Here is a 20,852-nt window from a genome sequence, read left to right on the forward strand (position 1 = left end):
ATTTTGTAGCGTTAGAGTATTGGTATATTAGTATCAAGCAAGAGATAATACCTTGCGATTTATTAACACAAACCCCTAATGTGTTGATAAAATTCTATCCCCTTATATATAAATAAAAAGAAAACTCCAATTAGGAGTTTTTCTTTGTATTTAAGGGCTTTTTGACTATACTTAAGATAGGACATAGTTGAGTTTTAGACTTAATTATGTCTTTTAATATGGTGATTATTCAACTATGCATAAAATCAAAATTGCAAAAAAAATAAAGTATTTTGCAAAAAGTAAAAAAACATTGCAACTTTGGTCATGCTAGACTTTGGATAAAGAAAGGAGACATCATATGGAAAAATTAAAGCAAAGACAATTAGATATATTAAAATTATTCGTTACTTCAGGTAAACCGATTAATACACAAGAGTTGTGCGAGAAGTTCGATAAAAGTGAGAGAACAATACATTATGATGTCATCGAAATAAAAAACTTTCTTCAGAAAAACAACATCGAATTAAAGATGAAATCGAAACAAGGATACTACATACCCGCATCTGAGAAAATCTTGTGTGTTAATCTAGTAAATACAACAGATGATAAAAAGCATATCGCAAGTTTATACCAAAGAAAAAAGTTGAGTGAAGAAATATTGATATATTTATCACTTAAAAATAGAGCAATATCAATTGAAGAATGTTTACAAGATTTAGCAATCTCTCAATCCACATTTATAAGAGCTGTTAATAAGATTAACGAATCAAGAAAAGCTATCAACATTATTAAATGTAAATCGGGATATATCCTAGGTGGAGAAGAAAAAGAATTACGTTATGAAATAGCTATGCTTCTATCTTCTTACTTTGAAGGTAAAACAATTATTAATGAATGGTTTGATGAACTTCCTTATGTCTTAAGAAACATGTTTACGATTGATCAATTAATTGATGTAAGTGAGTCAATTAAAGAAGTTAATGGAAAATATAATGTGTGGATATCAAACAAAAATTTCTTAAATATTTCAAGTTATTGTTTAATACAAACATTTAGAAAACATGCCCACAAATGTGTTAAAGATGAAGTTGAAGATTTAGAAGAGTTTAATTATGCATATGATATTTTAAGAAAGGTAAATCACACCGATACAATAGAAGCAATTGAGTTGAGTTTGCTTGTTGATTATATGTTTAGAAATGGAGTAATAACACCAACTGAAAAAACTTTATTCTATTCAATAGAAAATGATGTAAATAATATTGTTGATAAAATTGAATCAAAATGCAAAGGATTAGGTTTAGTTCTATCGATAAATGAATTAAAAAAAGATTTGCAACTTCACTTGTCTCATTATCTAAAACTAGAAAAATACAATTTAAAATTTGAAGACGTTTATGTGACAGAAGAAATAAAAGTAAAATATAAAAACTTATTTGAAATAGCTTCACAATCAGTAAATGAATTTGAAAATAAATTTAATACGGAAATGAATGATACAGAGTTAAGTTATATTGCAATTTATATTTATAAAAATATATTAAATACTAAAAATGATCTAACAAGAGTATACATTGTTTGTGCTACTGGTAAAGGACTATCAAATCTATTAACTACACGAATTAAAAATGTATTTCCACAACTAGAAATTGTTGGACAAACAAGTGCATTTGGGTTATCAACAATTAGCGAAAAAGTGGACTTCATTATATCAACAGTAGATTTACCAGAAATTACAACGCCGGTAGTAAAAATATCAGTAATACTTGCGGATGATGATATACAAAGGATTCAGGGATTTATTAATTTTGGGAAAACTGAGAATAAATATTCATTTCAAGACAATAAATTATTTTACAACAAAAAATATGATCCGTTTAATCTTGTAGACATAAATATGGAATCAGAAAAAGCTGAACTTGCAAGTATATCAGGTGTTATTGCGAAGTTAACATTAACATTACTTGAATACGTATCAATGATAGGTGAAGGACTTAGTCTAAACTCAGATATATTACTGGGACTTGTGATTCATATGAATATGGCAATACCTAGATGGTTTGAAGAGAAAGAAACAGAAATAGATGAAGAAGTTGAAAAAGGCTATGAACTTATTATGAATCATTACAGTGAGATATATCGCAAGATGGAAAAATTCTTTGAACTAGTTGAAAAGAGTTTGCTAGTTACAATATCAAGAAAAGAACGTTATGCATTCTATATGTATTTATTAAACAGAGAGGAAATAGAAAATGAAGATTTTAATTAAGGGTGGCAATGCCCTAATTGGTTCAACATTTGAGTTGTTTGATATTTTAATTGATAATGATTTAATTGTAAAAATTGGAAAAGATATTCAATGTGAAGATGCGAAAGTAATTGATGCAACAGGTAAATATATAGCACCGGGATTTATTGATATTCATACTCATTGCTATCCTATTGAACCACTTGGACTTGATCCAGATGTACTTGGTATTGAAAGATGGGCAAGTACAATTGTAGATGCTGGAACTGCTGGCGCATGTAACTTTGAAGATTTTAATAAAAACTATATAGAGAAATGTAAAACAAGAGTTTATTCATTGCTTAATGTTTCAAATTATGGATTGAAGTTTAAACATGAATTAGATGATTTATCGAAAATAGATGAAAAAGCAATAAGTGATATTGTGAAAAAGTATCCTGATAAAATTGTTGGATTTAAAGCAAGAGCAAGCCAAAGTGTTGTTAATGAAATGGGTATTAAACCAATTGAAATGGCAGCAAACATAGCACACGAAAATAAAAAACCTTTAATGGTACACATTGGAAATTATCCTCCTCATTTAGAAGATGTGCTTAATTGTTTAGATACAGGTGATGTAATTACACATACATATCATGGTAAAGCGGGTGGTATCTTAACTAAAGATAAATCAGCAATTATTGATGAAGCACTAAGTGCTAGAAATCGTGGTGTATTGTTTGATATCGGTCATGGATCAGCAAGCTTCAGTTTTGAAGTTTATAAAAAAGCTCGTAGTCTTGGATTCAATTGCGATTTAATATCATCTGACTTGCATGTGGAAAATTATAATGGACCAGTATTTAACATGGTAGAGGTAGTTAATAAAATTATTAATTGTGGTGAACCAATAGAAGATGCAATTAATAAGTGTACAAGTGTTCCTGCAAAGCATTTTGGATTAAAGCAATTAGGAGAATTAAAAGAAGGTAATTTAGGAGATGTATTTATTTTCAAAATTATTGATTGCATTGAAGAAGTGATAGATTCCATTGGGGATAAACTAGTATTGAATAAGAAAATAAAGCCAGAATGTTTAATTGTTAGTAGGGGTGAAAAAAGTGGAATTTATCAGTAATGAACTAAAAAAAATAGATAGAAATGAATATGATGTACAAGTAGTAGAAACAATATTTAATGAATTATATAGTTGCTTAAGTGATAAGGGTGTTGTTGTTGATGAACCGACATGTGAACAAATGTACTTAAATCATTTATTAGCACTTAGTAAAAGAATCAGCAAAGCTGAATTAGTAGAAGAAATGGACTTGAATTGCTTAGATGAAATATCAGAGGATTCATGGCAAATAGCAGAATATGCAGTAAGCGAAATATTCGCAAAATATGACTTAGCAATGAACAAAACAGAATGTTTCTTGATTGCCACTCATATTGAAATAAATAAAAGGAGAGATTAGAAAATGGAAAAAGAAATTTTAGTAGTAATTGGTCACAGAATGGGTAAAGGAGAAGCAGTAGCTCGTGGTGTTGAAAAAGCAGGCGGTAAAGCGATTGTAATTCCAGGAATGGCAGCAGACATGAAACTAGGGGATGTCATGAATGAAAATGACGCAACATTCGGTATTAGTTTTTGTGGAAGTGGTGGGGCAGGAGCTCTTGCTGCAGCTAACAAATACAAATGGAAAGTTAAATCAGAAATTCGTTCAATTGAAGGGGCATGCCAAGCGTTACGTGATGGATGTCATGTAATTGGATTAGGATTCATGGATGTTGAAGACTTGGGCTATCAATTAGTTGAAACATACAAAAAAATGCAAGGTTAGTATATGGAAAGCGTACAAGTACTAAAAACAGTAAAAAAAGAAGTCACAGTAACTATGTCTGGACAAGGCATGGATGATACAGTTGGAAAAATATTCCAAATGTTAAGAAAAGAAGTTTTTAAAGAAATTGGCAAACCAATTGTTCAGATGGATACAGAAGAAGTACTATTTGAAAAAGTGGATGAAACAGAAAAAACAGAAAGATTTTTATTTGTATTCATGCCAAGAGTTAAAAAGTATTTCACTATTACAGCTCGTATAACTGTAACAGTAAAATATATAGATCTTGAATAGGAGGATATGACATGATTGAGATCGTAATTTATTCAATTATTATCGGTGCAATCGGTGGGGGATGTATCGCTGCGGGAGCAGCAAGAATGTTCCACGCACCAGAGATTCAAGCGATGGGGGCTTTTAGAACATTGGGAGAATTAAATGCATGTGCCGGGGACCCAGTTGCACACTTTAGTTTCGGTTTAGGTTTCTTCTTTAATGCAGCAGCATCAGCTGTTGCGGCAGGGGCAATGTCTGGGGATGTATTCCACCGTATTGTTCCAAACTGGTCAGCAGGATTATTGTTACTTAGAAATAACAAAGTAGAAGATACACTTTATAATCCAGGCAAGATGTTTATTACAGGTGCTGGAGTAGGTGCAGTTGTAGTAACATTCCTAAACACAGTAGCAAGTATGATTCCAGATAAACTTGCAATGATTGCTGGAAGCGTATTAAACCCAGCAGCAACATGGTTGTTAAATCCAGTAATGCCAGCTATTTTCTGGTTAGCAGCAATGGATGCAGGGAAAACAACAGGTTTATGGGGAACAATCCTTGGTGGTGTTTCAGCATTAGTTTCAGGTAATGCCGTTCCAGGTATCGTATTAGGTATTCTAATTGGTAAATCAGCAGAAGAAAATGGATATAAGAGTAACATCGTTCGTATCTTAATTGCTATCGTAGTAATTATGTTCGTTGCTATTGCTTACTTCAGAGGATTCTTCGCACAATTCGGATTTTAGAGGGGGATTAATATGAAAAAGAAATTTTCAGAAAAATTGAATGACTTCCTAATGAAAGATGAAGCTTTCATCTTACTAATCATGGGAGCAGCAGCTGCAATCTTTACAGGTACATTCTTATATATTAAATTTGGTACAGGAGCATTCAATGATGTTTCTATCGTTGCTATGTTAAAAGAAGGATTAGATGGTGGCTCATATTCTGCAGCAGCAGGATTTGCCGCAGGATTTCTAATTGCTCGTATACTAGAAGGACCATTAGTTGGTATCCTTGATATTGGTGGTTCATTAATGACTGGTGTTGGTATTGGTATTCCAGCGTTATTACTATCTATGAATATTCAATTCCCATTTGACAACTTCTTGTTTGCTTTAGGGACAGGAGCTGTAATTGGTTTAATTTTAGGTATTATCATTATTGCAATTCGTAAATTCGTTCCAAAAGGAGTTGCAGTTGGTGGTACAAGTATTATGATGGGTGCAGGAAATGCAACAGGTCGTTACTTAGGACCACTTATCATCATTGCTGCTACTCAATTCAATGTATATGCTGGTTTAGGTGCTTTAATTGGTGCTGCAGTATTCTACAAATTAGAAAAAGAAATAACTGGTGGAGCAATCCTAGGTGCAATGATTTTAGGAGCTATTTTCCTATAATAGTGAGAGGTTAAAAAATGAATTGTTATGAAAAAATAGGTTTACAAAGAGTTATTAATGCAAGTGGACGAATGACTGCATTAGGTGTATCTACACTTAGTGAAGGTGTTGCAAAAGCAGCGATTGAAGGCGGAAGTTCTTATGTTGTCATTGATGACTTAATTGATTCAGCAGGTACTATTATTTCTACTTATACAGGTGGAGAGGATAGTTGTGTTACAAGCAGTGCATCCGCAGGGATTGCAATATCTGTTGCAGGATTAATTTCGCAAGGTAAAAAATCAATTATTGAAAGATTACCTTACTCAGAAGGATTAAAAAATGAAGTTGTTCTTCAAAAAGGACATGTAGTTCAATTTGGTGCACCTATTACATCAATGATTCGTTTAGGTGGTGGAGTTCCTATTGAAGTTGGTATGGCAAACTCAGTTGCTGAGCAAGATGTGGAAGAAGCTATTACTGATAAAACAGTAGCTCTAATTTATATCAAGAGTCATCACTGTATTCAAAAAGGAATGTTAAGTATTGAAAAAATGTTAGAAATTGCACATCGTCATAATTTGCCTTTAGTTATTGATGCTGCGGCAGAAGAAGATATGAAAAAATATATTGCACTAGGTGCAGATCTTGTAATCTATAGTGGTGCTAAAGCTTTGGAAGCTACTACTTCGGGTTTTGTAACGGGAAAGAAAGAATATATTTCGTATTGTAAAAAACAATATAAAGGTATAGCTCGTCCAATGAAGATTGGTAAAGAAGGAATCATGGGTTTACTTCAAGCACTTGAAGAATATGAACATAAAGATATGGTTAAGTATGTTGCTTCTCAACATGAAATTGTTTCTTACTTAATTGAAAATATTAATAAGATATTAGGTTGTAAAGCATATGAAATTCAAGATGAAGCAGGTCGTGAAATCTATCGTTGCCAAGTCAAAATTGATGAAAAGGAAGTAGGGAAAACAGCAGTGCAAATTGATAAAGAATTACGTGAAGGTAATCCATCAATTCACTGTAGAACTCACCTATTGACTCAAGGAATGCTTTCGTTTGATCCTCGACCTATGGTTGAAGGAGATAAAGAATTAGTAGTAGAAAAAATGAAGAAAATAATAGAGGGTTAATGATGACAAATTATTATAACGGAAGAATTTGCTTAAATGTATTAGCAGGAAGCAAAGAAAATGCAAAAGAAGTATACCAAGCAGCTGAAAAGAATGCATTAGTTGGAGTATTATCAATAAACTACCCAACAACAGAAGCAGCTGTGGAAGATATGAAAGACTACATGGAAATTCTTGAAGGAAATCTATCGGTAGGATTGGGAGCTGGAAATCCTAAGCAATGTTTAGTTGTAGGAGATATTGCAAAAGATATTAAAGCAAACCATTTCAATCAAGTATTCACATCAGTGGCATATACACGTGCAAACGTAGGAAATAATGAATCATTAATTAACTGTCTAGTATCACCAACAGGTAAACCAGGATATGTAAAGATATCAACAGGACCGCTAAGTTCACAAGCAGAAGAGCCAGCAATTGTATCAATCGATACAGCGGCTAAAATGTGTAAGGATATGGGTGGAACATCATTGAAATTCTTTCCAATGAAAGGTTTAAGTTGTAAAGAAGAATTAGTGGAAGTAGCAAAAGCATGTGCAAAAAATGATTTAATTATTGAACCTACGGGTGGTATAGATTTAGAAAACTTTAAAGAGATATGTGAAATTTGTATTGCGGCAGGAGTAAATAAAATGATTCCTCATGTTTATAGTTCAATCATTGATTCTGAAACAGGAAACACTCGTCCTGAAGATGTTAAAACATTAATGGATATTGTTAAATCATTAGTGTAGTTGAGTATTGATAAATGATAAAAGCAATTCTATTTGATTTTGATGATACGCTAATAAACAGAAGAAAAGCTTCATATGCAATGTATAAAAATATCTTAAAGGATAATACAAATCATCATCCAGAATCGATACTTTTTGAAGCAATTCTACAAGATATGATTACTTGGGATCAATATGGTAATACCAATAAAAACTACGTTAGTGATCAATTGAAAAAGAAATACAATATAGTTCTTAAAATTGATGATCTAAATAATTATTGGGAAACAAACTTTTGGGAATATACTGTTGTATCTGATGATGCAATAAGTGTACTTCAAGAATTAAAGAAAAAATATAAATTAGGTGTAATAACCAATGGTAATAAATATGGGCAATTTAAGAAAGTAGAGTTTTCAGGGTTAATAGATTATTTTAATTGTGTTGTGGTAAGTGGAGATTACGATGTTCATAAACCTGATAAACTTTTATTTGATAAAAGTATTGAACAATTACAAATAGAACCTAATGAAGCAATCTATGTCGGCGACACCTTCTCAAATGATATCTATGGAGCTATAAATGCTGGTTTAATACCAGTATGGATATGGCCATCAAGTACACGCTATTGCGATTATTCAGTACATAGAATATTTAAACTTTCAGAATTACCAGATTTAGTTGAACAAATAAATAATGATTTATAAGATGAAGTCCGAGAGGACTTTTTCTTGTGGTATAATCAGTGAAAAGGATGATGATAAATATGAAAAATAAGAAAATAGCCTTCATTGGTTGTGGCAACATGGCGACAGCAATAGTTGCGGGCTTATGTGCAAATGAAAATATAAACCCCAAAAATATTATTGTATCTAGACGAACAGAAAATAAGTTAAAGGAAATAGAAGCCAAGTATCATGTAAATACAACTATAAATAACAATGTGGCATGTGAGACTGCGGACATTGTATGTTTATGTGTTAAACCCTATTTATTAGAAGATGTTGCAGCTGAAATATATAATTCAATTCCATTAGAAGCAACAATTGTTTCGATTGCAGCAGGAGTATCATTAGCTAAGCTACATAATTTATTTCCGAATCATAAGTATATATTTAGAGCAATGCCAAATACACCTGCTCAAGTACAAGAAGGTATGACAGCATTGTGTATTCAAGAAGCAGATATGAATAATCAACGTGTTCAAGATTTAATAGAACTATTCTCATGTTGTGGCAAATGTGAGGTAATTACCGAGGATAACCTATCAGCTTTTATTGGCGTAAGTGGTTCATCACCTGCATATGTTTATATGATGATCGAAGCTATGGCAGATGCTGGAGTAAAAGAAGGCTTATCAAGAAATCAAGCATTAAAATTCTCAGCACAAGCAGTTTTGGGTGCAGCTAAGATGGTGCTAGAAACAAATGAGCATCCAGGAGAATTAAAAGACAAAGTAGCCTCACCAAGAGGAACAACGATTGATGCAATTGCATCATTAGAAAAAAACGGATTTAGAAATGCCGTCATAGAGGCTGTTGTAACAGCATCAGAGAAAAATAAAAAAATGTAAAGGAATTCTATAACTGAATTCCTTTTAAAAAAGAATTAACCTCCAAATAGTTTAGAAGTTAATTCATAGTGATAAATTATTATTTAATCGTTTTCTTTTGTAATATAAAGACTATCATTTAATAGATTTGTAAAATCTGATTCACTTAACGGTTTAGAGAAATAATAACCTTGGATAAAGTCGCAACCAACACTCTTTAAGAATAATACTTGCGCATAGATTTCTACACCTTCAGCAACTATTTTCATATTTAAATCATGTACAAGAGAAACAATGTTTCTAATAATAGTTTTTGAACGAGCTTTTTCTTCTTCCATAGTAACCAATAAAAATCCACGATCAAGTTTTACTACATTCAAAGGCATAGAACGTAAAGAGTTGAGTGAAGAATAAGCTTGACCAAAGTCATCCATTGCAACTGAATAACCTTCTTGCTGAAGTTGTCCTAAAATAGAGATAGAAATATCAGAATCATATGTCATTGCAGTTTCGGTACATTCTATTTCAATACAACTTTTTGGAAGATTATAATGATTGATAATTGTATTCAACATTGGGATAAAATCATTGCTGTATAAATGGACTCTAGAAAAGTTAGATGAAATAGGAAATAAGTCTTTACCTTGATCAAGGCGATTTCGTTGAAATTTACAAACTTGTTCAAGTACATAGAAATCAAGTTTTTGAATTTGACCATTCTTTTCAAATAATTCAATAAAACTAGATGGTGGAATTATTATACCATCGTTATTAATCCAACGTACTAATGCTTCAGCTCCTACTATTTTATTTGTTTGAACATCGACCTTTGGTTGATAGTAGGCAACAAATTCATTTTGTATTAATGCTTGATCAAAGCGTGCAAGCATACGAGTTTCATTTTGTTGTATATCATGTAGATTTTTATCAAAGATTCGAATGAAAGTATTGGAATCGGTTTTCGCTATTTTCTTTGCCATGGCAGCATAATCAAACATTTTTGAAATTGGAATACTATGGTCGTCAACTATGTAGATACCAAAGTTAAAACGCATACTAGCATCAATAAGTTGACTTAAAATAAGGTTTGCACGTTTAATATCAGCAACTAATTCCTCAATGTTTTCTTTGTATGATATTACTCGAAAGTTATCTGCGTATGAGCGACATATAGCATCTTGCTCACAAAGGAATGAAGTGACTACCTCAACAATCTTCTTTAGAAGGATATCTCCTTGTTCTTTGCCATATAAATCATTGTAGCTACTGAAGTGTGAAATATCAAAATCGGTAATAAAGTAATGTTTATTTGAGTGACTAAGAATTTTTGAAACTTGAAGTTCAAATCCTGCATCGGTATAAGCACCTGTCAAATTATCATTGGATAAGATAATTTTTTCTTTTTGTGAATTAATTAATCTTACAACTAATATAAATAAAATTGAAACAATGGCAATACCTGCAAAAATCAGAAACCGATATTTGAAAACTATCTCGAAGAACGAATACTCATATGGATTATTAATGATATAAGTCATTTGAATATTATTATATTCATCCTCACTTATTGCGGCTAGAGTTTTATTAACTATAGAAATAATCATTTGATTTTCAGGGGTATTCACAGCCATAATAACACTGTCAACAACATGTTGATAAGGAGCTAAAACAGTAAGGTTATCATATAAAGGGCTTTGTAACTCATAAATACCTACATACCGACTCATCATTGCTAAATCTGCTTTACCTTGACTGACGGCTTTTATAACATCTTCGTTAGACGGGTATAGAATGAGTTCGTGATTAGGAAATTGTACTTTAGAAAATTCATAGCCGGCTTGATACCCTTGCATAACTGCGATTTTACCGGTTTTGAGGATAGCGGGATTCGTGTCTTTTTTAGCTATACAAGTCGCAGAACCATCGCAAAAACGATCAGATAAAATTAAATTCTCATTTTGTTCAAAAACATCTAATCGAATAGTGCCAGCAACTATTTGAAACTTGTTATTAATTAGGGCTTCATAAGGAGTTTTCTGTTCTATAGGCACACAAACAAATTCAAAATTCAATCCAGATAATTCAGAAATAAGATTAAGCATTTCAATGTTTGTTCCTTTAAAAGAGCCTTCTTCATATGGACAAGCGGATAATGGATAAACATGTGGTATTATTCCTGTTGTAATTGGATTTTGTTTAGTTTGCTCAATATATTCTTTCTCTTCAGCTGTAAATTCAATTTGATATTCAGCAAAAACACGGATTGGAGATAGCAATCCGATAGTTAATAAAAAAATACTAATTAAAAGTAATCTGAATGATTTACTCATTTTATATCTCCTGTATTAGTAGGAATTAATAGGTCATAGAAAGCTAATGTGTAAATATATTTTATCATAAAGAGATACAGGCAACAATGATTCAAGATGACTAAATATTACAGAATTCGTTAAAAAAGTCATTTTGATAACATAATTTTACATATTCGACCCAAATTATTGCGTTAGAGTATTGGTATAGTATTTATACAAGCTAATAATAAGCTTGTGATACACAATTCCCCTGTTGTGTTATCGTTATTCTATCCCCTTATATAAAAAAAGAAGAACTCCCTTAGTGGAGTTTTTCTTATGTCGTAAAACTAGGTTACATAAAAATAAAATATAGGTATAACATAATTTTACATAATCAACCCAAATTACTGCGTTTTGTTACTGGTATAGTATTAGTACAAGCAAATAATAATGCTTGTGATACACAATTCCCCTGTTGTGTTATCGTTATTCTATCCCCTTATATAAAAAAAGAAGAACTCCCTTAGCGGAGTTTTTCTTATGTCTCGTTCTATAAATTGGTGAGTAAAAATGGTAAACTATTACGTATAGATTAGAAGCGAGGAACTAGCATGGGTGTTATTCAAGAATTAGATACACAACTTACGAATATGATTGCGGCTGGAGAAGTTGTTGAAAGACCAATGGGCATTGTAAAAGAATTGGTTGAGAATGCAATAGATGCTCAAGCAACTCGTATTGATATAACTGTTCAACAAGGTGGGATACAAAGTATTCAGATTGTTGATAATGGAGCAGGTATGGATGGAGAAGATGCGACTAAAGCTTTCCAACGTCATGCGACAAGTAAGATTAAAAAGACACAAGATTTATGGTCAATAAAAACATTGGGATTTAGAGGGGAAGCATTACCTTCGATAGCATCTGTTTCTAATGTTGTTTTAGAAACAAATAATAGTGTTCAAAGCACGCGTGTAGAAATACAATATGGGCAACTAATTAGTGCAAAACCATTTCCTTGTAACCAAGGTACTATGATCCAAGTTTCAGGATTATTCTTAAAGACTCCAGCACGTCTAAAACATTTAAAATCGGTACCTTATGAAAACTCATTAATAAGTGATGTAGTACAAAAATTTGCATTATCTCATCCTGAAATAGCATTCTCGTTAACAAGTGATGGTAAACAATCTTTTAAAACATCAGGTAGTAATGACTTGTTAGAAGTGGTGTTTCAATTGTATGGTAAAGATATCGCAAAAAACTCAATAGTAATTGATGATGGTGATGCAGATTATAAAATAAAAGGAATCTGTGTACATCCACAATTTACAAGAGCTACAAGGAATGCAATCAGTGTGTTTTTGAATGGTAGAATGGTACGTCCATATCGCATACAAAAAGCAATTACGGATAGTTATTCAAATTATATTCCAAATGATCGTTATCCAATTGTTGTTTTAGACATTACAATGGATAGTCAATTGGTGGATGTTAATGTACATCCTAGCAAATGGGAAGTACGTTTATCAAAGGAACAACAGTTAGAGTATTTATTACGTGAACTTATACCGAGTGCTATTGGTAACCATATACAAGCTCCTTTAGTAAATATGGAAAGAGTAGTAAAAGAAAAGATAGAAGTTCAAAGTTTATTTGAAGAACCTATTGTTAAACCGTTAGTTATTAAAGAAGAAACCAAAGAACCAGTGTATGTGGCTGATGAAAAGATAACTCAAGTTGTTGAAAAAATAGAAACGATAATACCAATAGAAATAAAAGAAGAAGTGATTAGACCGTTACCTAAAAAAGAATTTCCAAGACTTCGTATTGTAGGACAAATGCATGGTAAGTATATTTTGTGTGAGGGAGATGAAGGGTTATATATCGTTGATCAACATGCAGCTCAAGAGCGTGTACATTATGAACAGTTTTTAAATGAAATGGAAAACACAAAACACACGATGACATCTTGTTTAGTGCCTCACATGCTCCATACATCAAATGACTTGGTAAGAAGAGTAGATGAAATTAATGATGCAGTAGTGTCGCTAGGAATTGTTTTTGAGGTATTTGGTGATGATTCTTTGATAGTAAGAGAATTACCAATATGGCTGCATGACATTGAAGTAGAAGTATTTTTACAAGATTTAATAGATATTTTTAAGAATGATACGGAAATATCTAAGAGTAAGATTAGAAAACATGAAATAGCAACAATGGCATGTCACCATTCAATAAGATTTAATCGTATTTTAAATGAAACTGAAATGAATGAAGTCATTACACAACTTGCGGAATGCGAGCAACCTTATCATTGTCCACATGGTAGACCAACATTTATTTGTATAGATGCAGGTAGATTAGAAAAGGAATTTTATCGATGAAAAAAGTATTAGTACTTGTTGGACCAACAGCAGTTGGTAAAACAAAATTTTCAATAGAATTAGCTAAACGATTCAATGGCGAAATCATATCAGGTGATTCGATTCAAGTGTATCGTGGTTTTGATATTGGCTCAGGTAAAGTTTCAGAAGATGAAATGGATAATATCCCGCATTATTGTATTGATATACTTAATCCTACTGATAATTATAGTGTTGCTGATTTTCAAGAAAACGCACGATTAAAGATAGAAGAAATAACATTAAACAATCATTTACCAATGATAGTTGGTGGGACAGGTCTATATATTAAAGCATGTATTTATGACTATACATTTGAAAAACAACCAGATGAATATCCAGAATTAATACAAAAATATGAAAACTTAAGTAATGAAGAATTAGTAGAATATTTAAATACATTTGATCCTGAACAAGCGAATACAATCCATCAAAACAATAGAAAAAGATTAATTAGAGCTTGTTTGATTTATGATACTTCAAAGATTACTAAATCCGATATCATTGCAAGTCAGGAACATAAACCGGTCTACGATGCCTTTATAGTAGGTTGTACATTACCTAGAGAAAATTTATATCAAAGAATTAATCAACGTGTACTAGGAATGATAGATGCAGGATTAGAGGATGAAATTAAATCGCTACTTGAGCAAGGAGTAACGTTTGATAATCAAGCTATGCAAGGCATTGGGTATCGTGAGTGGGCGCCATATATTAAAAGACAATGTACACTCGATGAGGTAATAAGTGAAATTCAAAAGCACTCAAGACAATTTGCAAAAAGACAGTATACATGGTTTAATAATCAAACCCCAATTCACTGGGTCAGTATGGATGATGAGGATTCTATCAACAAAACAGTTGAACTAATTGAGAAGTGGAGTAAAAGTAGTGAATAATCCGTTAGAAAGAGTTGAATTACTAGTAGGCAAAGATAAAGTAGATGCACTTAGAGTGGCAACTGTTTTAATAGTGGGTGTAGGTGGAGTAGGTTCATATGCTGCTGAGGCATTAGCACGCAGTGGGATTGGTAAACTTATACTTGTGGATAATGATGTAGTAGCCCTTAGTAATTTAAATCGTCAAATACTTGCGACTTTTGAAACGCTAGGTAAAAATAAGACAGATAGTATGAAAGAACGTATCGAATCATACACTAGTGATTGTAAAGTTGTATGTATCAATCAATTTTTTGGAGTTGAATTAGAATATTTGTTCGAACAAAAAATAGATTATGTCATTGATGCAATTGATACTGTAACCGCAAAGATGGATTTAATTGAATTGTGTCATAAATATAATGTTAAATGTATTAGTTCTTTGGGTATGGCGAATCGTTTTGATCCAAGCAAAGTAATTCAAACTACACTAGATAAAACGGCATATGATCCACTTGCTAAAGCATTGAGAAATCTCGCTAAAATCCGAAGGATTAACTATAAAATCCATGTGACATATTCACAAGAAATTCCGTTTAAACAAAATGTTGAAGTCAATCCTGATGGCAAAACTAGAAAAGAAAGAATACCACCAGCAAGCATGATATTTGTACCTGCTGCATCAGGTCTACTTTGTGCTAGTATTGTTATAAGATATCTCTTTAACCAATGTATTAATCAATAAGCTTAATTGTTCCAATTTAGATATAACCTTGGTATAATAAGGCAAATGAAGGGAGCATATTATGATTCTAGAAGAAAGTAATTTCACAGAAATTTATCACAAATATCTCGTGTTTGAAGTAGATGATTTAACAGATGAATGCAAGGACATAGTTAATGTGGATGTTGAAGATTGTTATATGCTTGCCACAGCTATTGTGGATGCTTTAGGTAATTTAATATTTCCTGTATTATCGATTGGTCCATCAGTTGAACATTTTGAAAAGGGTTTAGATATATTAGAACCACTTGCGGAGTTTAGTTCATTTGATATTGAAAAGTATGAGTTTATACCATTTGATCAACCAACATTTAAGATGCAAGTAAAAGCTGCTAGTATCTTTGAAGTAGAGAACTGTTCACAAGAACTTGCGCAAGTTCGTAGAATAAAAGAATTAGATGGTCAAAGAGATCTACATTATCCGGATATTCTTAATGTGCATTTCTTAAGTGATGGGAAGTTTTATCGCTATTTAGTAGAAGCATTAGAGTACAACTCACGTTTTATTGAAGGAAGATTATTACGAGAACCTGAACGAGATATTGGTATTCATCAAAATGATCACGTGGAGGTTGTTCCAGTGATGCTAAATAATCAATTACAACTTGTATCTGCTAATAGTTCTGTTAATATAAATGATGATACATTTGAAAAGTTACGTGACTTTGTGAATGAAATATTAGAAGAATATCCAGATATAGAAAAGCGAAAGAAGTCATAAAATGGTACTTTGTACCATTTTATTATGTTAGGAGGCAATTATGAGCAAATCATCAACAAGAATCTTTACATGTCCAAAATGTGGGAAAGAATACGAAATTCAAATTTGGGAAAGTATTAATGTTGAACAAGACCCAGATTTAAAAGAAAAGTTATTTCACAATGAGGTATTCAAAGTAGAATGTCCGCATTGTCATGATGTATATCAAGTTTTATACCCTTGTTTGTACCATAACCCTGAAACTAAAGTTATGGTATGGTTAGTGGATGAAAAAATCGAAAAGGAATTAATTGAAAACACTAAATTAAAATTTGACTATATTTCTGGATATAAATATCGTTTTTGCAAGAAGATTATGGAATTTGTAGAGAAGATAAGAATTCTTGAAGATGGTTTAGATGATCGTATTGTAGAAATGGCAAAAATGTTTTGTGAGAAACAAATTGTAGACTCTAAAAAAGTGACAATGGATGACATTGATTACACAATTTACAATACATCAAGAGATGATTCTGTAGAGATTGTTTCGATGGTAAAAGGAGAGTTAGTGCGTATGCAACTTAACTACTTAGAATTTGAAGAAATATTTTTAAGAGAAGAAGATGCTTATGAAACAGAAGTTGATCGTTTTGAAAGAGTAAACCGTAATTGGATGCTTGAAAGAGCGACAAGAGAATACGTTAAAAATATGAATTAGTGAAGGACGAAAGTCCTTTTCTATTTAAAAAGCTGTCTATAATTTTTTATAAACAGCAGTCATTTTTTAGAATCATTAAATTCATCATGTAGTTTTATATATTTATTAAGCTTATCAATTTTGATTTTTAATTCATTATATGATTGATTCGAATTATTAATATAAGTATATTTTTTATATAAAATGAGTTGATTCAACAACAAAATAGAAGCACATATTATAATAAAAATATTTAGATTCATAAATATAATAATTATTAATAAAAGTAATGGAATTATAATATAGTTTAAGATTTCGTTAGATTCAGTGTGGGGTGTATTCTTTATATCTGTTTTTAACTGGTCAAGTGTTTTAGTTAACTCTATCTTTGTTTCCAAACATACTTCATCTTCAGGTATAAGTTTGTTTGAAAAATAGAGTTGATAATTAGTTGGATCTTCAAAACATAGGACATAGTATGATTTGCCATTGTATTCAATTTTACGCACGACCTCTAATAAAGATGGAGAGGGAATATTTAAATGAATTGGTTGATTAGTTTCATTATCAACATAATTAAAGTACTTATTAGCATTATCTATACATGCAAGTTTTTGCTTAAAGTAATAACCTCTACTAGATTGAGAATCTTCTAATAGCCAAGTAGTTTGATTAGTCCAACCATAAGGATCAAAGTCATTACTATATACTTTTTGAAGCTTAAATACTGTTATAGGTGTAATTATATGTTTAATGCTCCAGTTAATTACGACACACCACAATTCATTATCTAGAAAACCTATAAAATGATATGTAAGTGAATTTGGGACACGCTTATCCTGGTCAAAATAGATTAATTTTATATTTGTAGAAGGATGATTAAGTAGATTATTCATTTCACCCTGAGTAATATCCCGATCATTTTTTCTATTTCTAAAATGAATGGTACAATTTGCGTTGCTCATAAAATTCTTACGTATATCCGCAACGCTTTCATATAGCCAATGCTTAGGCACAAGGTCAATATTAAAATTATTATTATACATAATCTGTGAATATTGCGTTAATTGTCTGTTAATAAAAATAACCTCTCTTCCATATTTAAATTGTATTTATAGATTAATGATATCATAAACATAATTCGCATAATTGTTAGAATTGTGAAAAGTGATTAGATAAAGATGATGGAATTTCAGAAAAAAACCCTCTTAAAGGGTATAATTTTTTAAAATTCTATCACATTACAACTTCATGATCATTTTATATGATGTTTTCTCAAATCCGTTTTTCTCATAAAAGGCATGAGCGCGCTCTCTTGGAAAACTAGATACTAGTTCTATTTGCGTTGCATTAAGATTACGCGCAGTTTGTACTGCATAATCTAATAATACTTTACCAAAGCCTAATTTACGGTAATCATTATCGATAACTAGTTCAAATATTTCGGACACTATATCAGAATGGTGTAGTTGAGGAACGACATTAAAGTGAATGTAACCGATAGCTTTGTTTTGGTATTTTAATATGTAAATATAATCAAAAGGAGATTGCAATAATTGAGCGTAAATTGTACGAAAATTACTCAAAGAAAAAGTCGTATTTTCAAGTAAATTAGTTAATGTGTATATGATTTCTAAATCAAGGATGGATGCTTCTTGGATATTATAATCTATTTCATTCATAAATTTTTCTCCTTGCAAAACAATTGTAAATCATTTTAAAAAAGTTATCAAAGCATAAAAAAATTAATTCACATAAATTCACACAAAAGAAACATAAATTAATGATAGAACTTTGTTATTATACATATGCAAGAAAGCTTGCCTATACATTGCCCCCTATCAATGTATAGATATATTCTATCCCCTTATATATAAAAAGAGAAAAGGCAGTTTGCCTTTTTTCTTTTGCTTAGAAATAGTATAATAGATTCAAAGTGAGGGACCAATATGAGTTATATATTTTTAGATATTGATGGTACATTATATAGTCCGCAAATCAATGCGGTACCGTATTCAGCGATGGATGCATTAAAACAAGCAAAAGCAAATGGACATAAACTATTTGTATGTACAGGAAGATCTTTGTCAGCTGCTAAATTATTCTTGAATTTAGATGTGGATGGATTTGTATTTAGTGCAGGTGCAGTGGTTTATGTTGAGGGTAAAAGGATACATGATCATTCAATGAGTGAAGAAGAAATAAATAAGTTAATAAAAATTGCTGAGAAATATGAGCTAGGATATTGTTTAGAAGGCAATGCTGGAGCGTATTATGATCCCCGTGCATATCGCCATGTTTTTGAATATTTTTCTAAATCAGCAAAGAATGAAGAAGAAGGTAAACAAATCATGGAAGCAAATTGTTACTATCCTTTAGAGTATCGTGATAAGACTGATAGAATTGCTAAGATATGTTTCTATGCAAATGAAGAAAAATATATTGATCAAATGAAAACAGATTTACCAGCTGAATTTCAAGCCTTAACAACGTTACGCAATCCTAGAATTAGATCTCATTGTGTAGAAATTTCATATCGTACTGAAACTAAGTCAACAGCAGCTAAACTTGTATGTGAGAAGTTTGGAGCTACATTAAAAGATGCAATTGGTATTGGCGATAGTTCTAATGACTTTGAAATGATTAGAGATTGTGGAATAGGAATTGCAATGGGTAATGGTAGTGATGATATAAAGGAAGTTGCTGATTACATAACAACTGAAATTTTAGATGATGGCATTTATAACGCATTAAAACATTACAATATAATATAGGAGGTTTCGCAATGATACATACAGTTACATTGAATCCATCTTTAGATAAAACAGCAAGATGTGAAGAGATAAGTAAAGGGTCACTAAATCGATTAGAAATAATAAGTTATGATATTGGTGGCAAAGGAATTAATGTTTCAAAAACAATACGTGCTTTAAATGGTGTATCAACAGCATACACAATTTTAGGAGGTGCTGTTGGACAAACGATAAGGGAAGTAATGGAATTAGAGTATATGCCATTATTTGCATCTACAATTGAAGAAAACACACGTATTAATTTAAAAGTTATTGATGGACAAGGACACTTAACAGAATTTAATGAAAGAGGTCCAATAGTTGATAAACGAAATGTAATGGAAATTGTTTATGCGCTAAAAGCGAATGTTAAACCGATGGATGTTGTTGTTTTATCTGGTAGTCTTCCTAATGGTGTTAAAGAGAATGCTTATGAAAAAATGGTAACCGAAATGAAAAAATTAGGTGCTGTTGTAATTCTTGATGCATCAGGAGAATCACTAAAGCAAGGTATTAATAGTATTCCAACAATTATAAAACCAAATAAAAAAGAGTTATGTGATTTGTTTGGTGTAGATAAATTAACAAATAGTGAGTGTATAGAAAAAGCGAAAGAACTAGTTGCGAAAGGCATTGTATTAGTAGTTGTATCGTTAGGCAAAGATGGAGCAATCTACGTAACTAAAGATGAAGTGTATCAAGCGATGCCAATCAATGTTAAGACTAAATCACCAGTTGGTGCGGGTGATGCACTTGTAGGTGGTATAGCTTATGGTTATGATCAACACTATACATTAGAAGAAATTATTAAGTATTCAATGGCAACAGCAACAGGTGCAGTTACAACAAATGGTACAAAGCCAGCTGATGCTAAAACGGTTAAAGGATTAATGAAGGGTGTTATCATTAAGAAAAAATAATGAATTTAAACGAAAAAGCTAAACAGCTTAAAATAGATATTCCTGCAATATTCTTGTGTTTTAAAAGTAGTAAAACAGCCTTGTTTCCAAAGATACTAGCAGGTGCAACTATTGCATATGCGTTATCTCCAATTGATTTAATACCTGATTTTATTCCAGTGTTAGGTTACCTTGATGATGTAATTATTCTTCCAGCATTGATTGCGTTAACGATTAAGTTTATTCCTAAAGATGAATTTGAACTATATAGAACAGAAGCAG

The 20,852-nt window shown here is 31.4% G+C and carries 22 protein-coding genes; 19 read left to right on the forward strand and 3 right to left on the reverse strand.

Annotated features, from left to right (window positions below; translation table 11 throughout):
* Positions 1 to 340 precede the first annotated feature (340 nt).
* From RR430_RS04125 to proC, 11 genes are read left to right on the forward strand one after another with little or no spacing between them, the layout of a single operon-like run.
* Complete coding sequence (locus tag RR430_RS04125) at positions 341 to 2,251, forward strand: BglG family transcription antiterminator (RefSeq protein WP_332487682.1); 1,911 nt, start codon at positions 341 to 343, stop codon at positions 2,249 to 2,251.
* Positions 2,235 to 3,347, forward strand: coding sequence for an amidohydrolase/deacetylase family metallohydrolase (locus RR430_RS04130; protein ID WP_332487680.1), 1,113 nt, complete (start codon positions 2,235 to 2,237; stop codon positions 3,345 to 3,347). Before RR430_RS04125 ends, RR430_RS04130 begins: the two co-directional genes overlap by 17 nt.
* Positions 3,331 to 3,687, forward strand: coding sequence for a hypothetical protein (locus RR430_RS04135; RefSeq protein ID WP_332487678.1), 357 nt, complete (start codon positions 3,331 to 3,333; stop codon positions 3,685 to 3,687). Before RR430_RS04130 ends, RR430_RS04135 begins: the two co-directional genes overlap by 17 nt.
* Positions 3,688 to 3,690: 3 nt before the next feature.
* On the forward strand, positions 3,691 to 4,053 hold the full coding sequence (locus tag RR430_RS04140; protein ID WP_332487676.1) for an SFCGS family glycine-rich protein: 363 nt from the start codon (positions 3,691 to 3,693) through the stop codon (positions 4,051 to 4,053).
* A gap of 3 nt (positions 4,054 to 4,056) precedes the next feature.
* Positions 4,057 to 4,347 (forward strand): DUF4312 family protein, encoded by a 291-nt coding sequence (locus RR430_RS04145; RefSeq protein WP_332487674.1) that lies wholly within the window; start codon positions 4,057 to 4,059, stop codon positions 4,345 to 4,347.
* An 11-nt stretch (positions 4,348 to 4,358) separates the two neighbouring features.
* Positions 4,359 to 5,075 (forward strand): DUF4311 domain-containing protein, encoded by a 717-nt coding sequence (locus RR430_RS04150; protein ID WP_332487673.1) that lies wholly within the window; start codon positions 4,359 to 4,361, stop codon positions 5,073 to 5,075.
* Positions 5,076 to 5,087: 12 nt separating this feature from the next.
* Positions 5,088 to 5,732 (forward strand): DUF4310 family protein, encoded by a 645-nt coding sequence (locus tag RR430_RS04155; protein WP_332487671.1) that lies wholly within the window; start codon positions 5,088 to 5,090, stop codon positions 5,730 to 5,732.
* Between the two features lie 17 nt (positions 5,733 to 5,749).
* On the forward strand, positions 5,750 to 6,856 hold the full coding sequence (locus tag RR430_RS04160) for a DgaE family pyridoxal phosphate-dependent ammonia lyase (RefSeq protein ID WP_332487669.1): 1,107 nt from the start codon (positions 5,750 to 5,752) through the stop codon (positions 6,854 to 6,856).
* 2 nt (positions 6,857 to 6,858) lie between these two features.
* On the forward strand, positions 6,859 to 7,590 hold the full coding sequence (gene dagF, locus RR430_RS04165) for a 2-dehydro-3-deoxy-phosphogluconate aldolase (RefSeq protein WP_332487668.1): 732 nt from the start codon (positions 6,859 to 6,861) through the stop codon (positions 7,588 to 7,590).
* A 14-nt stretch (positions 7,591 to 7,604) separates the two neighbouring features.
* Positions 7,605 to 8,276: an HAD family hydrolase gene (locus tag RR430_RS04170; RefSeq protein ID WP_332487667.1), complete on the forward strand. Its 672-nt coding sequence runs from the start codon at positions 7,605 to 7,607 to the stop codon at positions 8,274 to 8,276.
* A 50-nt stretch (positions 8,277 to 8,326) separates the two neighbouring features.
* Positions 8,327 to 9,142: a pyrroline-5-carboxylate reductase gene (gene proC / locus RR430_RS04175; protein WP_332508696.1), complete on the forward strand. Its 816-nt coding sequence runs from the start codon at positions 8,327 to 8,329 to the stop codon at positions 9,140 to 9,142.
* 83 nt (positions 9,143 to 9,225) lie between these two features.
* On the opposite strand, the gene RR430_RS04180 is transcribed toward proC, so the two are convergent.
* Positions 9,226 to 11,451 carry an EAL domain-containing protein gene (locus tag RR430_RS04180; RefSeq protein WP_332487666.1) on the reverse strand — a complete coding sequence of 742 codons (2,226 nt, stop codon included), beginning with the start codon at positions 11,449 to 11,451 and terminating at the stop codon, positions 9,226 to 9,228.
* Between the two features lie 575 nt (positions 11,452 to 12,026).
* On the opposite strand from RR430_RS04180, the gene mutL reads away from it, so the two are divergent.
* The 5 genes from mutL to RR430_RS04205 all read left to right on the forward strand — a co-directional run bounded on the left by mutL (position 12,027) and on the right by RR430_RS04205 (position 16,900).
* Entirely contained in the window at positions 12,027 to 13,802 is a 1,776-nt protein-coding gene (gene mutL, locus RR430_RS04185; RefSeq protein WP_332487665.1) for a DNA mismatch repair endonuclease MutL, read from the forward strand.
* A complete protein-coding gene (gene miaA / locus RR430_RS04190; RefSeq protein ID WP_332487664.1) occupies positions 13,799 to 14,719 on the forward strand; it encodes a tRNA (adenosine(37)-N6)-dimethylallyltransferase MiaA in 921 nt (306 codons plus the stop codon). Before mutL ends, miaA begins: the two co-directional genes overlap by 4 nt.
* Positions 14,712 to 15,443, forward strand: a complete 732-nt coding sequence (locus tag RR430_RS04195; protein WP_332487662.1) for a tRNA threonylcarbamoyladenosine dehydratase — start codon at positions 14,712 to 14,714, stop codon at positions 15,441 to 15,443. Before miaA ends, RR430_RS04195 begins: the two co-directional genes overlap by 8 nt.
* Positions 15,444 to 15,504: 61 nt before the next feature.
* A complete protein-coding gene (locus RR430_RS04200) occupies positions 15,505 to 16,203 on the forward strand; it encodes a hypothetical protein (protein ID WP_332487661.1) in 699 nt (232 codons plus the stop codon).
* Between the two features lie 40 nt (positions 16,204 to 16,243).
* Complete coding sequence (locus tag RR430_RS04205) at positions 16,244 to 16,900, forward strand: CpXC domain-containing protein (protein WP_332487660.1); 657 nt, start codon at positions 16,244 to 16,246, stop codon at positions 16,898 to 16,900.
* 59 nt (positions 16,901 to 16,959) lie between these two features.
* On the opposite strand, the gene RR430_RS04210 is transcribed toward RR430_RS04205, so the two are convergent.
* Positions 16,960 to 17,775 (reverse strand): hypothetical protein, encoded by an 816-nt coding sequence (locus RR430_RS04210; RefSeq protein WP_332487659.1) that lies wholly within the window; start codon positions 17,773 to 17,775, stop codon positions 16,960 to 16,962.
* Between the two features lie 345 nt (positions 17,776 to 18,120).
* Complete coding sequence (locus tag RR430_RS04215; protein ID WP_332487658.1) at positions 18,121 to 18,561, reverse strand: GNAT family N-acetyltransferase; 441 nt, start codon at positions 18,559 to 18,561, stop codon at positions 18,121 to 18,123.
* A 267-nt stretch (positions 18,562 to 18,828) separates the two neighbouring features.
* Between RR430_RS04215 and RR430_RS04220 the strand changes: the two genes are divergently transcribed.
* The 3 genes from RR430_RS04220 to RR430_RS04230 all read left to right on the forward strand — a co-directional run.
* Positions 18,829 to 19,653: an HAD family hydrolase gene (locus RR430_RS04220; protein WP_332487656.1), complete on the forward strand. Its 825-nt coding sequence runs from the start codon at positions 18,829 to 18,831 to the stop codon at positions 19,651 to 19,653.
* An 11-nt stretch (positions 19,654 to 19,664) separates the two neighbouring features.
* Positions 19,665 to 20,591 carry a 1-phosphofructokinase family hexose kinase gene (locus RR430_RS04225; protein ID WP_332487654.1) on the forward strand — a complete coding sequence of 309 codons (927 nt, stop codon included), beginning with the start codon at positions 19,665 to 19,667 and terminating at the stop codon, positions 20,589 to 20,591.
* Positions 20,591 to 20,852 (forward strand): YkvA family protein (locus RR430_RS04230; protein ID WP_332508697.1); only part of this gene is annotated, 262 nt, incomplete at its 3' end. The genes RR430_RS04225 and RR430_RS04230, both read left to right, overlap by 1 nt.

Source organism: Anaerorhabdus sp. (assembly GCF_036641015.1).
In the GTDB taxonomy this organism is placed as follows: Bacteria; Bacillota_I; Bacilli_A; order Erysipelotrichales; family Erysipelotrichaceae; genus Anaerorhabdus.

What these genes read in the sequence shown, in the direction of transcription:
- miaA (WP_332487664.1), top strand. Translation starts at nt 13,799, where the DNA reads ATGAAAAAAGTATTAGTACTTGTTGGACCAACAGCAGTTGGTAAAACA.
- dagF (WP_332487668.1), top strand. Translation starts at nt 6,859, where the DNA reads ATGACAAATTATTATAACGGAAGAATTTGCTTAAATGTATTAGCAGGA.
- proC (WP_332508696.1), top strand. Translation starts at nt 8,327, where the DNA reads ATGATAAATATGAAAAATAAGAAAATAGCCTTCATTGGTTGTGGCAAC.
- RR430_RS04200 (WP_332487661.1), top strand. Translation starts at nt 15,505, where the DNA reads ATGATTCTAGAAGAAAGTAATTTCACAGAAATTTATCACAAATATCTC.
- RR430_RS04170 (WP_332487667.1), top strand. Translation starts at nt 7,605, where the DNA reads ATGATAAAAGCAATTCTATTTGATTTTGATGATACGCTAATAAACAGA.
- RR430_RS04180 (WP_332487666.1), bottom strand. Translation starts at nt 11,451, where the DNA reads ATGAGTAAATCATTCAGATTACTTTTAATTAGTATTTTTTTATTAACT.
- RR430_RS04160 (WP_332487669.1), top strand. Translation starts at nt 5,750, where the DNA reads ATGAATTGTTATGAAAAAATAGGTTTACAAAGAGTTATTAATGCAAGT.
- RR430_RS04140 (WP_332487676.1), top strand. Translation starts at nt 3,691, where the DNA reads ATGGAAAAAGAAATTTTAGTAGTAATTGGTCACAGAATGGGTAAAGGA.
- RR430_RS04150 (WP_332487673.1), top strand. Translation starts at nt 4,359, where the DNA reads ATGATTGAGATCGTAATTTATTCAATTATTATCGGTGCAATCGGTGGG.
- RR430_RS04145 (WP_332487674.1), top strand. Translation starts at nt 4,057, where the DNA reads ATGGAAAGCGTACAAGTACTAAAAACAGTAAAAAAAGAAGTCACAGTA.
- RR430_RS04215 (WP_332487658.1), bottom strand. Translation starts at nt 18,561, where the DNA reads ATGAATGAAATAGATTATAATATCCAAGAAGCATCCATCCTTGATTTA.
- RR430_RS04225 (WP_332487654.1), top strand. Translation starts at nt 19,665, where the DNA reads ATGATACATACAGTTACATTGAATCCATCTTTAGATAAAACAGCAAGA.
- RR430_RS04210 (WP_332487659.1), bottom strand. Translation starts at nt 17,775, where the DNA reads ATGAATAATCTACTTAATCATCCTTCTACAAATATAAAATTAATCTAT.
- mutL (WP_332487665.1), top strand. Translation starts at nt 12,027, where the DNA reads ATGGGTGTTATTCAAGAATTAGATACACAACTTACGAATATGATTGCG.
- RR430_RS04220 (WP_332487656.1), top strand. Translation starts at nt 18,829, where the DNA reads ATGAGTTATATATTTTTAGATATTGATGGTACATTATATAGTCCGCAA.
- RR430_RS04125 (WP_332487682.1), top strand. Translation starts at nt 341, where the DNA reads ATGGAAAAATTAAAGCAAAGACAATTAGATATATTAAAATTATTCGTT.
- RR430_RS04205 (WP_332487660.1), top strand. Translation starts at nt 16,244, where the DNA reads ATGAGCAAATCATCAACAAGAATCTTTACATGTCCAAAATGTGGGAAA.
- RR430_RS04130 (WP_332487680.1), top strand. Translation starts at nt 2,235, where the DNA reads ATGAAGATTTTAATTAAGGGTGGCAATGCCCTAATTGGTTCAACATTT.
- RR430_RS04155 (WP_332487671.1), top strand. Translation starts at nt 5,088, where the DNA reads ATGAAAAAGAAATTTTCAGAAAAATTGAATGACTTCCTAATGAAAGAT.